General features: G+C 45.5%; 14 protein-coding genes. 9 read left to right on the plus strand and 5 right to left on the minus strand.

All coding sequences use genetic code 11. The annotated features are described in order from the left end of the window. Positions 1 to 8 precede the first annotated feature (8 nt). Positions 9 to 1,085 (plus strand): ComEC/Rec2 family competence protein, encoded by a 1,077-nt coding sequence (locus tag ABIN22_RS00435; RefSeq protein WP_346906051.1) that lies wholly within the window; start codon positions 9 to 11, stop codon positions 1,083 to 1,085. An 84-nt stretch (positions 1,086 to 1,169) separates the two neighbouring features. On the opposite strand, the gene ABIN22_RS00440 is transcribed toward ABIN22_RS00435, so the two are convergent. After that, complete coding sequence (locus ABIN22_RS00440; RefSeq protein ID WP_346906052.1) at positions 1,170 to 2,090, minus strand: AEC family transporter; 921 nt, start codon at positions 2,088 to 2,090, stop codon at positions 1,170 to 1,172. 265 nt (positions 2,091 to 2,355) lie between these two features. On the opposite strand from ABIN22_RS00440, the gene rhmD reads away from it, so the two are divergent. The 6 genes from rhmD to ABIN22_RS00470 all read left to right on the plus strand — a co-directional run bounded on the left by rhmD (position 2,356) and on the right by ABIN22_RS00470 (position 8,617). Further along, complete coding sequence (gene rhmD / locus ABIN22_RS00445; protein WP_346906053.1) at positions 2,356 to 3,549, plus strand: L-rhamnonate dehydratase; 1,194 nt, start codon at positions 2,356 to 2,358, stop codon at positions 3,547 to 3,549. Between the two features lie 48 nt (positions 3,550 to 3,597). Next, positions 3,598 to 4,980, plus strand: a complete 1,383-nt coding sequence (locus ABIN22_RS00450; RefSeq protein ID WP_109733688.1) for a GntP family permease — start codon at positions 3,598 to 3,600, stop codon at positions 4,978 to 4,980. A gap of 282 nt (positions 4,981 to 5,262) precedes the next feature. Beyond that, positions 5,263 to 6,021: an IclR family transcriptional regulator gene (locus ABIN22_RS00455; RefSeq protein ID WP_109733689.1), complete on the plus strand. Its 759-nt coding sequence runs from the start codon at positions 5,263 to 5,265 to the stop codon at positions 6,019 to 6,021. Between the two features lies 1 nt (position 6,022). Further along, complete coding sequence (locus ABIN22_RS00460) at positions 6,023 to 6,919, plus strand: dihydrodipicolinate synthase family protein (RefSeq protein ID WP_346906054.1); 897 nt, start codon at positions 6,023 to 6,025, stop codon at positions 6,917 to 6,919. Positions 6,920 to 6,946: 27 nt separating this feature from the next. Further along, positions 6,947 to 7,453 (plus strand): NanQ anomerase/TabA/YiaL family protein, encoded by a 507-nt coding sequence (locus ABIN22_RS00465; protein ID WP_346906055.1) that lies wholly within the window; start codon positions 6,947 to 6,949, stop codon positions 7,451 to 7,453. 12 nt (positions 7,454 to 7,465) lie between these two features. Then, positions 7,466 to 8,617: a zinc-binding dehydrogenase gene (locus tag ABIN22_RS00470; protein ID WP_346906056.1), complete on the plus strand. Its 1,152-nt coding sequence runs from the start codon at positions 7,466 to 7,468 to the stop codon at positions 8,615 to 8,617. 406 nt (positions 8,618 to 9,023) lie between these two features. Here the strand turns inward: ABIN22_RS00470 and ABIN22_RS00475 are convergent, their stop codons facing one another. Both ABIN22_RS00475 and pduL read right to left on the minus strand, forming a co-directional pair. After that, positions 9,024 to 9,470, minus strand: a complete 447-nt coding sequence (locus ABIN22_RS00475) for a GatB/YqeY domain-containing protein (protein WP_346906057.1) — start codon at positions 9,468 to 9,470, stop codon at positions 9,024 to 9,026. Between the two features lie 63 nt (positions 9,471 to 9,533). Continuing rightward, on the minus strand, positions 9,534 to 10,175 hold the full coding sequence (gene pduL, locus ABIN22_RS00480) for a phosphate propanoyltransferase (RefSeq protein WP_346906058.1): 642 nt from the start codon (positions 10,173 to 10,175) through the stop codon (positions 9,534 to 9,536). Positions 10,176 to 10,565: 390 nt separating this feature from the next. Here pduL and ABIN22_RS00485 point away from each other — a divergent pair, with 390 nt between their 5' ends. Together ABIN22_RS00485 and spoVT are read left to right on the plus strand one after the other, a co-directional pair. Then, positions 10,566 to 12,197 carry a Na/Pi cotransporter family protein gene (locus tag ABIN22_RS00485; protein WP_346906059.1) on the plus strand — a complete coding sequence of 544 codons (1,632 nt, stop codon included), beginning with the start codon at positions 10,566 to 10,568 and terminating at the stop codon, positions 12,195 to 12,197. A gap of 84 nt (positions 12,198 to 12,281) precedes the next feature. Continuing rightward, the gene (spoVT, locus tag ABIN22_RS00490) at positions 12,282 to 12,827 is read left to right on the plus strand and encodes a stage V sporulation protein T (RefSeq protein WP_109733696.1); all 546 of its coding nucleotides are present in this window, start codon (positions 12,282 to 12,284) and stop codon (positions 12,825 to 12,827) included. 95 nt (positions 12,828 to 12,922) lie between these two features. Here the strand turns inward: spoVT and ABIN22_RS00495 are convergent, their stop codons facing one another. Beyond that, on the minus strand, positions 12,923 to 13,750 hold the full coding sequence (locus ABIN22_RS00495) for a DUF4368 domain-containing protein (protein ID WP_346906060.1): 828 nt from the start codon (positions 13,748 to 13,750) through the stop codon (positions 12,923 to 12,925). Then, entirely contained in the window at positions 13,747 to 14,004 is a 258-nt protein-coding gene (locus ABIN22_RS00500) for a hypothetical protein (protein WP_346906061.1), read from the minus strand. The genes ABIN22_RS00495 and ABIN22_RS00500 overlap by 4 nt, the downstream gene beginning before the upstream one ends. Positions 14,005 to 14,034: the final 30 nt, after the last annotated feature.

The following is a 14,034-nucleotide window of genomic DNA, read 5'->3' on the forward strand; positions in this document are numbered from 1 at the left end:
CAATATTCATGGCGGCTTTTCTGCTTTGTATAGGCTGGATGACAGGCTTACAAGGAGCAGAAGCCGCCGGGACAGAAAGCAGTAATAGTTTACTTGAAGTGCACTACATAGATGTAGGGCAGGGGGATGCGACGCTCATCAAGTCAGATGGACATGCAATGCTGATCGATGCAGGAAATAACAACAAAGGAACTGCTGTTCAGAGTTATCTACAGAAGCAGGGAATCAAGAAGCTGGATTATGTAATCGGGACCCATCCGGACGCAGACCACATTGGGGGACTGGATGTCATTATCTATAAATTTGACTGCACTACAGTAATGCTGCCAGATTACAGTAAGGATACGAAAACATATGAAGAGGTTGTAGATACACTGAAGGCAAAAAACTATAAAGCACTTCACCCGAAGACGGGAGACACCTATCAGCTGGGGGATGCTTCCTTTACAGTAACGGCTCCGTCAGACCGTAAATTTGACAGTGCAAATGACTACTCTATTGCAATCAGATTGGAACATGGAGACAACCATTTTCTGTTTGTGGGAGACGCAGAAGAGGAATCAGAACAGGAAATGTTGAAAACAAAGCAGAAACTGTCCGCGGATGTGTATAAAGTTAGTCATCACGGCAGCAGGAGCGGGACAACAGAGGGCTTTTTAAAAGCAGTGAACCCGCAGTATGCAGTGATTAGCTGCGGGGAAGACAATTCATATGGACATCCCCATGCAGATGTGATGAACCTGTTGAGAACAGAGGGAATAAAAGTTTTCAGGACGGATGAGCAGGGAACGATAGTTGCTGTCTCAGATGGTAAGAAGATTACATGGAATATGTCGCCCGATGAAAGCTGGAGAGCAGGAGAACCAAAAGGAACCCGTTCAGATGCAGAACCGGCAGTAAAGAACACGAAAGAAGAGAAAAATGGCGGTTCCTATATTCTGAATACAAATACAAAGAAAGTCCATCGTCCTTCCTGCAGCAGTGTGAAAAAGATGGCAGATAAAAATAAGAAAAAAACAAAAAAATCTCTGAAAGAATTGGAGAAAGAAGGCTATACACCATGTCAGAACTGTATGGATAAATAAGATCAGTTTATGCGGGCATAAAAAAGAACCGGCCAGTAATAACGCTTAAAAAAGCGGATTACTGGCCGGTTCTTTGTCTTTTAATCAGTGTATTAAAAATCCGGCGATAAAGGTGACAACCGGTATGGTGACCATTGACAAAACGGTTGAGAAAGCAAATATTTCCGAGGCGTATGTATAATTTCTGTCATAGCGTATAGCCATCATAGTCATAGTCGTAGCAGTCGGGCAGGCAGACGCGATCAGTGTGGTGTAGGCAATATCATGGCTGATTCTGGTGATATAAAGGAACAGGGTTACAAGCAGCGGCATCACAATCAGTTTTAAAAAGCTGACCCAGTATATATGCAGGTTGGAAAAAATCCGTTTCAAATCTGCCTGTGCAACAGAAAATCCAGCAACCATCATGGCGAGCGGTGTATTCATGTCTGCAACATAATTCATTGATGCGAGAACCGTCGCCGGAATACGGAACCTGATAAAAAATAATACAATTGCCGCAAGGGTGGCAATAATCATGGGTGAGAGAAGCCCCTCTTTAAGCTGTTTTAAGGAAAACTTATTCTCCAGAAGACTGAGTCCGTGCGTCCAGGTGAAAAGATTGAACACCGTCATATATGCCGTGAGGTAGAAGACTCCTTCGTTCCCAAGAACGCTGTATATCAAAGGAATGCCGATAAAACCACAATTGGAGTAGACAGCGCCGAAGCGGTCGAGATAATACTCCGGATTATTCTTCTCCGGAACAAGAAATCTTGCCATAACAATCCCGATGATGTGGGATACACAGGCAGCGACAAATGCAATCAGAAGACCTTTTACAAGGCCTGCGTTGTAATCGGTCTGATAGACAGTAATGATCAGACAAGGATTCACAACCATAAGCAGGAGATTGGAAATCGCTTTATTCCCCTCCTGTGTGACAACTTTCAGTTTATAACAGATGAAAGCCAGTATCATAATGATAAGCATTTTTAACAATTGGTTGAAGATCAATACAAACATAGTAATTACTTTACCCTCTCATAGATTAAGACAGCCTTCCGGCTGTCCAGTAAAGTATACTTGATATTTTCTGAAAAAGCAATCCTACAAAAAATAAGTAAAAGGAAAGAGGTTGTGCAAAATAGACAAAAAATAACGTGAGAAATTGACTATACTGTCGAAAAGATCTATTCCGTGTTGACTTAATTATAAAAAAATGATAAACTTAGTGAGAAATGAGAATTGGATTCACATATATGAATTATAAGAAAGGAAGGTATTTATCATGGCATTAATGGGAAGAAAGATTGCAGCAATCCGCGCATATGTAGTCGAGGGCGGCGGAGCAGATTATCATGACCAGAGTGAAGAACACTGGATTGTCAGACAAATTGCAACACCAATGAGCATCTATCCGGAGTATAAAGCGACAAGGACCAGCTTTGGAATCAATGCATTGAAAACTTTGGTAGTCGAGGTGGAAGCCGATAATGGAGTAACAGGATTCGGTATTACCACAGGCGGCTACCCTGCGGCATGGCTTGTGATGAACCATCTGGACCGGTTTGTAGTTGGAAAAGATGCCAATGAGATTGAAGCGGCATGGGACCAGATGTACCGTGCATCCCTGTATTATGGACGAAAAGGTGTAGTTATGAATGCAATCTCCGCGATTGACCTCGCACTATGGGATCTGCTCGGCAAACTGCGTGAGGAACCTGTGTATGCAATGCTGGGCGGAAAAGTCCGTGAAGAACTTACATTCTATGCAACCGGGCCGAGACCGGACCTTGCAAAGGACATGGGATTTGTTGGAGGAAAGATTCCGCTTGTTTACGGACCAGATGACGGAATGGAAGGCTTGAGGAAAAGTATTGATCTGGCAGCCGATATGCGTGAAAAATGTGGTGACGATTTCCTGCTGATGTGGGATTGCTGGATGGCACTTGATCTGTATTATGCTAAGAGATTGATGCAGGCATCTGCTGATCTGAAGTTTAACTGGATTGAGGAGTGCTTTAACCCGGATGACTACTGGTCTTACAGAGACTTAAAGAAAGCGGCCGGCAATCAAATCATGGTAACAGGCGGTGAACATGAGGCTTCCAAGTTTGGATTCCGCATGCTGATTGAAGACTGCGACCTTGACGTGATCCAGCCTGATGTCGGCTGGTGCGGAGGTATGACAGAGCTGATCAAGATTGGCAACATGGCTGAGGCCCACGGGAAACTTGTGATTCCTCACGGAAGCGGCACATACAGTTATCATTATGTAACAACGAAGACAAACTCACCGATCACAGAATGCCTGATGATGGCTCCTCAGGCTGATAAGGTAGTACCTCAGTACTATCCACTTCTGAAAGACGAGCCGATGCCGGTTAACGGAAAACTGAAAGTCAGCGACAAGCCGGGATTTGGAGTTGAACTGAACAAAGACAAGACACTCATTGAAGTGAAGAAGGGCACAAGACTGTAAATACTGTCAGTAAAAGTGCCAGCATAGCAGTTATGCAGGAGGGTAAAGATGTCAACATCATTTTTAATCATAGGTTTGATTATATCTATTGCAGCAGTTGTTTTATTAATCATCAAAGCAAAAATGAATCCGGCCATTGCATTGATTCTTGGTTCATTGCTTCTCGGATTTTTAACAAAAGTTCCTCTGACAGATATTACCGGTGCTGACGGCACAGTAACGACTGGGTTAGTCAATGTGATCAATAATGGTTTCGGAAGCATGCTCGCAAGCATCGGTTTCCCAATCGGTCTGGGGATTATTCTGGGGCAGTTTGTCAGTGACACCGGAGGAGCCAGCGTAATTGCAGATAAACTGGTTTCACTGTTTCCGAATAAATGGGCAATGTATGCAGTCGGGTTTGCAGGATTTGTGCTCTCCATTCCTGTATTCTTTGATGTTACATTTGTGATTCTGATTCCGATCGGCGTAGCACTGATGAAAAAACTGAACAAGGGTATCGGCTATATCGTAGGCGCCATATCCATTGGTGCGGGTGTTGCCCACACATTAGTGCCTCCTACTCCGAACCCGCTTGTGGCACCAGAATATTTCGGATTTGATTTGGGCATTATGATCGCTGCCGGTCTGTTATTTGGTATTCCTATGACGCTGATAGCTGTTACTATACATGGAAAACTGATGGACAGAGGACTCTGGAATGCAGAGAAAGACGAAAATGGTAATGGACTGAGTGTGGATGAACTCATACTCCCGGAAAAGCTGCCCGGGTTCTTTCTCTCACTTCTTCCTATTATAATACCAATCATCTTTATTCTTATCAATACGGTTGCAGGAGCTGTAATGGATAAGACACCGGCATGGATTGATTTCCTCGGACAGAAAACGATATCCATGCTGCTCGGAACACTTGCAGGAATGGCTGTTTCTATTAAGATACTGGGGCTCAGACGGACCGAAGAAGTGGCAACAAATGCACTAAAGTCGGCAGGCATTGTTTTTTTGATTACAGGTGCCGGCGGTTCCTTCTCATCTGTTATTACGGCATCAGGAGTAAGCGAAGCGATTAAGGACATGGTTTCCAACATCTCTAATAATATCGTGCTGATCCTGCTGATTGGCTGGATACTCGGCCTTTTGTTCAGACAGATTACAGGTTCGGGTACGGTTGCATCACTCACAACATTTGCAATCATGCAGAGTGTAGCTGCTACGGTAGCGATTCACCCGGTGTTCATCGCACTTGCGTGTCTGGATGGGGCGCTGTTCGGGGCAACTGTAAACGACTCTGGTTTCTGGATTGTTTCAAATATGACAGGATTTAACTTTACAGGTGGTCTGAAGACCTACACGCTGGGTCAGGCGATTGCCTCTGTGGTAGGTATCATCCTGATTATCATAGTAGGGTTGATTTCATGCTTGTTCGTGTAGTATAACAGCAGTGACAGGAGCGGCGGCTGTGAGGCAGGTTCCGGGGAGACCCCGGAACCTGAAGGCTGCCGGCCATATTTTATGGCTCCTGTCCTACTTTGCGTTATTGGTTACTGTTCACACAAAGTTGACAAGGAAAGTTGGGCGTGGTAATGTAAATTTATCAATGAAACTATGTACACTTTCGTGTATATAGGCAGCAAATGATAAATTAGGCGTGTATCCGTAATATGAGAAAAATTTGGAGTCAGCCTTTATTTTGGGAAAAGGTCAGGTGTTTTTATGGCGGTAAAATCTGCGGAAAGAGTATTGAGGATTTTCGAACTTTTAGAAAGCAGCTCCGATGGGCTGACAAACAAGGATATCAGTGAGCGTTTGAACTATGCACCGAGCAGTACGATTGCGCTCCTGCAGACTATGGCGGAGAATGGATATCTCATTGCCGATGAACAGAAGAAGTATTCTCTTGGAGGAAAGCTTGTGAGTTTGGGAGCTGTGGCTGCTTCCAGATTTGATATAGGAAGGATGGCCACACCGTATCTGAAGCATCTCATGCAGACTTTGGGAGAAACATGTTTCTTAGGAGTTCTCTCACAGGGGGAGATCGTCTATATTGCAAAAGAGAACTGTGAACGTACGATTAATACAAATGCCCAGATCGGTTCCAGAAAGCCGGTCTATTGTACAGGTCTCGGAAAGGCATTTCTTTCTTTCCTGCCTCCGGAAGAAAGCCGTGATATTATGAATGGACTTGACTTCAAGGCATTTACAGAGAACACTGTAAGAAACAAAGAAGAACTGAGAAAACAGCTTCAGGAGTTCAGGCTTCAGGGTTATGCAATAGATGATCAGGAAATAGAAGAAGGACTGTGGTGTCTGGCCGTTCCGGTTTATGACGGTTATCACAGGATGGTTGCGGCAATCAGTGTGTCGGGACCGAAAGCAAGGATGATAGATAAGAAAGAACTGATAGCCGGTGAGATGCTGAAGGCGGGTAAGACGCTTTCAAGAGAACTGGGGTATCAGAAGGAGGAAAAATAGGATGAAGAAGCTATGTGGCGTAAACCCGCCGGTCATCACGATTTTTGACGATAAAAGTAAGATTGATATAGAAGCAAGTAAACGGCAGGCGGATTTTCTGATTGCAAATGGTGTGGATGGTCTGGCTTACCTAGGGACTTCGGGTGAATTCAGTATTATGACCGTTGAGGAGAAAAAGAGTTTTATAAAGGAAATGATACAGCATGTGAATGGCCGGGTAAATGTGATCGTAGGTGTCGGCGACACCTGTCTGGAAAATACGATGGAGCTCCTGAAATATGTAGAAGCAGCAGAGGCTGACGGGGTTCTGTTGATTAATCCGTACTTTAGTGTATACAGTTCGGAGATGGTTGAGGCATATTTCGGATATGTTGCTTCACACACATCACTTCCTATTATAATATATAATTTCCCGGACCTGACAGGATATTGCTTTAATCCGGACGTGGTTTGCAAGCTTGTGAAGGATAATCCGAATATCGTGGGAATCAAGGATACAATCAATGATTTTAACCATGTGCTTGCTATGCAGAAAGTAAAGGAAGTCAATCCTGATTTTTCTGTGTTCTCTGCTTACGAAAATCAGGCGATGGGCCTGTTGGTCTGTGGCGTGGACGGGTTTATCAATGCGACTGCCAACTTCGCCCCCGAATTTACAGTCAATGCATATCAGGCGGCAAAACGAGGAGATTACAATGAGGCGGCAGTCTGGTTTAAAAAGATGGTAAATGCGATGGATATATACGCTTACAGTTCCCCTCTGTTTCTGGCATGCAAGCAGGCGATGTATTACCGTGTGCTAAACAAGGACGGGCATGAGAGGCTTCCGGCGCTTTCACTTGATGCACAGGCAAAGGCAGATGTCTATAATAAGATGAAGGAATTACGGCTTCTGTAGAATATGTGAGAATGGAGTGAATGCACTATGATAATGGATAAACTGGAGCATATCTGTTATTATCAGCGGAGTGTTCCTGAATTATGGGATGCGGTCCGTTTTGTACAGCGTGTGGAAAAGGAGCATCTGCCGGTCGGGAGATATCCGGTCGGAAAGGGATTTGCGTTTGTACAGGAAGGACAGACCCGGGGCTTTACAGAGGCGGACTTTGAAACACACAATAAATATCTGGATGTGCAGATACTGATAGAAGGCAGTGAAATGTGGGAATATGCGGATAAGTCGGATCTGACGGTCAGGACACCCTATGATCCCGAGAAGGATATTGAATGGCTGGAAGGAAGTGGGGACAAGATCAGGATGAAGCCGGGAATGTTTTATCTTGTTTATCCGACAGATGCTCACAAACCGTGTTGTCATGAGAGTACCCCTGTGTATTACCGTAAGGTGGTAGTGAAGATCCGGATCGATAAGCTGCTGCACAGGGTGGGTACAGACAGCATGGGCATGAATCAGAGAAAAATATCCTGGTAAAGGAGATTGAAGATGGACATAAAGATAGATGATATCGTAAAACAGGTTTTGTCTGAGGTGGGTACTCCTAAAGTGGATAAGACACCTTTTATGCTAGAGAGAAAACCTGTTTTTACGGGCAAGGAAACAGGAAGGACTGCAGTTCTTTCTTCTCCTGAAAATTATGAAGTTAAAGACTGTGAAATCCCAAAGATCAGTGGGAAAGAGATTCTCGTACAGGTCGAAGGCTGCTGTGTATCACCTTCCGATACTGCGGAATTTATGAAAGAAAAGAGAATCGGACAGGCTGTATTTACAGGACAGCAGGGAACCGGTGTGATCGTAAAACTCGGAAGCCCCGCTCTTCAGGATGCGAATGGAAATACACTGAAAGTGGGCGACCGGATTGTGGCTGTCAAAAAAGCAGGAGGCTCTGCTTCATCGTTTAGCGGAAACCGCATGCATTCGGGCATTATGTCAAATGGGTGGTTCTCAAACTATATAGTCCTTCAGGCAGGAAACCAAATATATCAGGTCAATGATCTGGATCTGGAGTCCCGTCTGCTGACTGAGACCGCTATAGCAGTAAACAGCGCTGTACAGAGGGCAGAAAAATTAAATCATTTAGAAGATACCAAAAAAGTAATCGTATTAGGATGCGGCCTGGAAGGGCTTACGGTAATCGCTGCGTTGAAATGTATGGGAATCAGTCAGATTATAGCAATCGACGGATCAGAAGCCAGACTAAAACTGGCAAAAGAATTCGGTGCCCCGGAAGTGATAGACTACCGTGACAAGAAAGGAATGTTGGCCATTCTGGAAAAGATCAAAAAATACACAGGTGGGACTCTGGCAGACACTGTCTTCCAGTGCACCACATCCTCCCTGGGGCGCAGCACAGCAAAACGCCTGATAAAACCTAGCGGCAGCGTATGCGAACTCGGCTACATATTAGGCAGGGGAAAAGCAACGGCAAAATTTTATGAAGAAACAATGCCGTCCGGAGGAAGATTTTACTCCTCAAGAGACTACGAAGAATGCTTTTTATTCTTAAAAAAAGCACAGGAAAAAGAAATACCCCTGTACAAATTAATCACCCACAGATACCTTCTCCCCCAGATCAACGAGGCCCACTGGGCCGCAATCCGCGAAGAAGGCCTGCTGGTATCCGTCTTCAACCGCTAGTCATATACGAGCGTTTCTGGTAGTTCCTTATGTCCAGATTTCGTCAGGAACTGTTCCCCTGTTTTTATGGATGATTGGATGAACCTAGCCCGTCAGGCGGCGTGCAGAGGGAGACAGCCCGTGGGATATGCTGTTTTACGGGCATAAAATAAGCTTTAGAGGTACTTAATGAAGCAAGGCCGGATTTTACAGATGGCATTTGATTCTCCAAAATCAAATGCCATAAAGAGCTGAGCTGCGTTTGCATCGGCAAACGGAGTGAATCTCTTTAGTTCTGTAAAATCCGACCTTGCTTCATTTAGTACATCTTAGCGAATGACCAGCCTGAAAACAGCATATCCCACGGGCTGTCTCCCTCTGCGCGCCGCCTGACGGGCGGACTTCAATTATCCCAAAAGAATAAACCTTATTCCATCAGGGACGCTACAATGCTGCTGACGAGTTTTCCGTCTGCCTTCCCTTTTACTTTTGGCATCAGTTCTTTCATGATCTTTCCTTTATCCTTTGCTGTCGGAGTTTCAATACCCAGATCTGCCAATACCCCGTTGATGATTTCTTTAATCTCATCTTCACCCATCATCTTAGGCGCATATTCCTCAAGAACTGCGAGGCGTTTCTTGCATTCGTCGATGATATCCGTGCGGTCCTGAGGTGTCATTTCCAGAGTTTCTTTTGTCTGTTTGATCTCTCTTAAAATAACCTGGGTCTCTTCCTCTTCAGTCAGGTCTGCACGTTTATCGATTGCCTTGTTCTTGAGAGCTGATAACAGAAAAGAGAGAGCTGCCTTTCTCTCCTTGTCTCCGGCCTTCATAGCTGTGACCATAGCACTTCTTACTTCTTCAATTTTAGTCATTCTTCATACCTCCATCTGGTTTATTGTCTACCGGTAACTGTTCATGGTTCTGAACAGTTACGTCTAACGGTTGATTCCGGACTGCAATTCGTCTGCCCATGTCTGCAGATTATAAGTATGCCCGTCAAATAATTTTAAAATCACGCCGGTAGGATTATCCTCGTTGGCAAAGGCATTGGCCTCGTCTGTGTCAACATGCATTGCCAGAGAAAAGCCCGGGCTGACGCGGACAACGACGTCTGAAAAAATCAGAGAACGCTCATAGCTTGTCGTGATGACAAAGACGATGTCATTATCCTTGACATGTGCCCTGACGGCATCGAGAGGTGTCATATGGATATGGCGTTTTGCCACAATGACCCCTTCTTTTAGTTCTATTCTGCCTTTTGGCCCCTCTAATATACATCCCGGAGTTCCTTTGATATCTCCGGACTGCCGGATGACGCTGGGAATCCCGAGCCTTCTGGCGTCAGTTACGGAAATCTCCACCTGGGTCGCCGGGCGGAACGGGCCCAGTACGATGACTTTTTCAAAACGCCCTTTCGGACCAATGACCGTGAGTCTTTCTTTACATGCATACTGTCCGGGCTGGCTGAGTTCCTTTACATAGTTCAGGCGCACGCCGTGACCAAATAATTGTTCAAAATCTCCCTGAGAGACGTGAATGTGTCTGGCGGAAGTTTCTATAGGAATTTTCAGGCTCATAATGATTAACTCCATCCTGTGCGTGTATTTAACATCACCTAAATTTTAGCAGAATCAAGTGAGGATTTCAATATGATCTTGCTTGTACGGGATGGTGAAGGGGGGCGCCTGCCGTAAGCCGGGGCGGGATGCCGGTCAGTAATAGCGCGATCATGGGAGGGGAAATCGGCGGAGGGCTGCGGATGGATTCGCGTGGTGGGACTTTATGTGGGGAGGGACGTACACGAGGCTGACGCCCGTGTACTAAAGAAGTTGTGCTAAGATTGTGTTAAGAAGGGGAAGGGCTGGTTGACCGGGGGGATTTTTGCGTGATATTCTTGGACCGGAGTGCGTTGATGTTAAGTGAGGGTTAGGCGTACAGTATGGGGATACGAAGGAGTAAATGGGATTATGGGTATTAAGGATGTGTTGGCGCTTTTGGGCGGGCTGGCTTTGTTTTTGTATGGGATGCAGATGATGAGTAATGGGCTGGAGGCGGCGGCCGGGAACCGGATGAAGGCGATTCTGGAGAGGCTGACTTCGAACAGGGTGAAGGGGGTCCTTGTCGGGGCAGGGATTACAGCTGTGATTCAGTCTTCTTCGGCGACCACGGTTATGGTGGTCGGGTTTGTGAATTCGGGACTGATGACGCTGAAACAGGCTGTCTGGGTTATCATGGGGGCCAATATAGGAACGACGATTACGGGACAGCTGATTGCGCTGGATATTGGGGCCATTGCGCCTTTGTTTGCCATTGCGGGTGTTGCTGCGATTATGTTTGTGAAAAATGAAAAGGTACATCATATCAGCAGTATTTTTGCGGGACTCGGTATACTTTTCATGGGAATGGACATGATGGGGAATGCAATGGAGCCTCTGCAGGATTCGGCGGCATTTATCCAGTTTATGACGACTTTTAGGAATCCTCTGGTGGGAATTCTGATTGGCGCCGTGTTTACAGCGGTAATTCAGTCCTCCTCCGCATCAGTCGGGATTCTTCAGGCACTGGCCGGGACAGGGATGATTCCTCTGTCAAGTGCTGTTTATATTCTGTTCGGGCAGAATATCGGAACGTGCATCACGGCGGTGCTGGCATCAATTGGGATGAAGGTGAATGCGAAGAGGACAACGATTATACATTTGATGTTTAATATTTTTGGTTCCGTTTTGTTTACGGTGGTCTGTCTGGTTACACCTTTTGTGAGCTGGATGGAGGCACTTGCACCGGGAAATCCGGTTTCGCAGATTGCAAATGTGCACACTGTTTTTAATATTGTGACCACACTAATCTTACTTCCGTTTGGAACATATATGGCGGCTGCGGCGGAGAAAATTCTCCCTGACAGTAGAAAGGAAGAGGACGAGGAATACAGGCTGAAGTATATTACCAGATTTGAACCGTCCTATGCGATCGGACAGGCAGCAGTGGCGATTTCCCAGGTGAAAAATGAGGTGGGGAGAATGCAGGCGATGGTCGAAAAAAATATTTCCAGTGCCTATAATGTCCTGATTAAATATAATGATAAGGAGCTGAAAAAAATAGATGAGCGGGAAACATACATAGATTATCTGAATGCAGAAATATCAAGCTATATCGTGTCTCTGATGGCAAATGAAATGTCTCTGGCAGATTCGCGCCAGATCAACGGATACTATGTGGTCATCAGCAATCTGGAACGCCTTGGCGATCATGCGGTGAATCTGGCCGGATATGCAAAGGAATTGAAAGGCTGGGATGCCGGATTTTCAGAAACGGCCAGGGAAGAACTGGAGATTATGAAGAAGCAGTGTATGGATGCGCTGGATATCGTAAAAGAAATGCTTCCCGGTAATTCTGGCGTGATTCTTGAAAAGGCTTCGGCGATGGAACAGAAGATTGATGACACAAGGGATAAATATTTTAAGAAACAGATGCAGCGCCTGAAAAAAGGAAAATGTAAGCCTCAGACAGGCATCATATTTACAGAGATTTTGACGGATTTTGAAAGAATGGGGGATCATGTGAAAAATATTGCCGAACAATATGTAGAAATGGAAAACTGATGAAACAACGAATATTTTCCTCTGTTTAACAAATAATAGTAGCAGTGCTAATTATTACTATGACGTTAAATGGAGGAATTTTTTATGAAAGCTACAGGAATCGTAAGGCGGATTGATGACCTGGGAAGGGTGGTCATTCCGAAAGAAATACGAAGAACGCTGCGGATACGCGAGGGAGACCCGCTGGAGATATTTACAGACAGAGAAGGTGAAGTGATACTTAAGAAATATTCTCCGATCGGGGAACTGGGAACGCTGGCCAAGCAATATTCCGAAAGTCTGGCACAGACGATGGGATGCACAGTATGTATCACGGACACGGATCAGATCGTGGCGGCCTCAGGCAGTGGGAAAAAGGATCTGCAGGATAAGTATATCAGTAAAGAACTGGAAAAAGTGATTCAGACGAGAGAACAGGTGCTGGCAAAGTCAGATTCCGCAAAATATGCCGGAATCACGGCGGATGAAAAAGAATTCAAAGAAGAAGTGATCTGCCCGATCCTCTGTGAAGGGGATGCAATCGGGGCGGTTGTGTTCTTAAATAAAGACGACAAGAAAAAATTCGGGGAACTGGAACAAAAGGTTGCCCAGAGTGCGGCAGGATTTTTAGGACGGCAGATGGAGCAGTAAATGAAAGTGTTATAATAATAAAGACAGCGGCAGACATAAAGGGTAACACCCATAAGGAAGTAAATTAGTAATTGCGGGGCGGCATAGTCGAAAGGCTATGCCGTCTTGCTTTTTCTTTCTCTTTCAAGCGTCTGCGTGCCCTCGTCCTGCTCCAGTTTGCCAATGAAGTTCCAAATGATTTCCACCTTTTGGCGGCGGTGTCCGCTGGACTTGTCGGGGGCGTGGACTACGATTTTCTTCACAAACTCGTTGACGATAGTAGGCGTCAGCTCCGTTATTCCCACATACATGCGGATAATGGCGGCTAAGCTATCAAAATCAGCCTTGTCCTGCTCGTAAGTATTGACCGCCGTTTGCTCGGATTTTGCAAACGCCATCAGTTCCTTTTGCTCCGCTTCATATTCGCCGGACAACTTCAAAAACCGTTCATGAGAGATAGCACCGGATATGTCATCCTCGTAAATCCGCTTGAAGATACGGTCAAGCTCCGCAATCCGCTTTTGTGCCTGTTCCAGTTCTTTTTTGCGCCGCTTTAATGCCTTTTCCATTTCCGCCGATTGCTGCCGCTGTATCACACTGCGAAACGCACCAATGTCGTCAAAGAAGCTTTCGGTGTAGTAGCCGACTTTCAGATAGTCGCGCCCCATGCGGGACATATCCTTGACAATGACCGTCTTGACCTTGCCCGTTTCCGCAAGGTGTATCATCTCATTCCAACTGGGGCGGTCAAACGTAACGCCGGAAACACCGTCGTCGATGAAAAACAAGGGATTGGAAAAGCCGTTGTCTGTTGCGTACTTCAAAAGGATTTTCTTCTGATTGGCAATGCTGTTGCTCTCGCCGTCGAGCGCGTCCTCTTGGGATAAGCGGGCATATAAAGCGGTAATGTTGTCGGGGTAATTCGTTGTTGTCGTCATGTTCATTCCTCCTGTGATGAACGCCCGACAAACAGGTTGCTATCTGTATTATAGTGGACTTCTGATTTTTTGTCAGTAGGCGATGTGACGGATTCCGATTTTATGAGCCGCACCATTTTGCCATACAGCGGTTCAGAGCCGCCGCAAACGGTAGATACTTCAAAGACTGTACCGCCGATTTTATAGTGGACCGTTTCATGCAGCGGATTACCCTTTTTAGGCAGCAAATCATTATGTTCATGTTCTCGTTTCTGTTCCATTTCTTTCCGTCCTTTCGTAAGTATTGTAAG

The sequence above is a fragment of the Faecalicatena orotica genome, assembly GCF_905197545.1.
Lineage (GTDB): Bacteria > Bacillota > Clostridia > Lachnospirales > Lachnospiraceae > Faecalicatena_A > Faecalicatena_A orotica.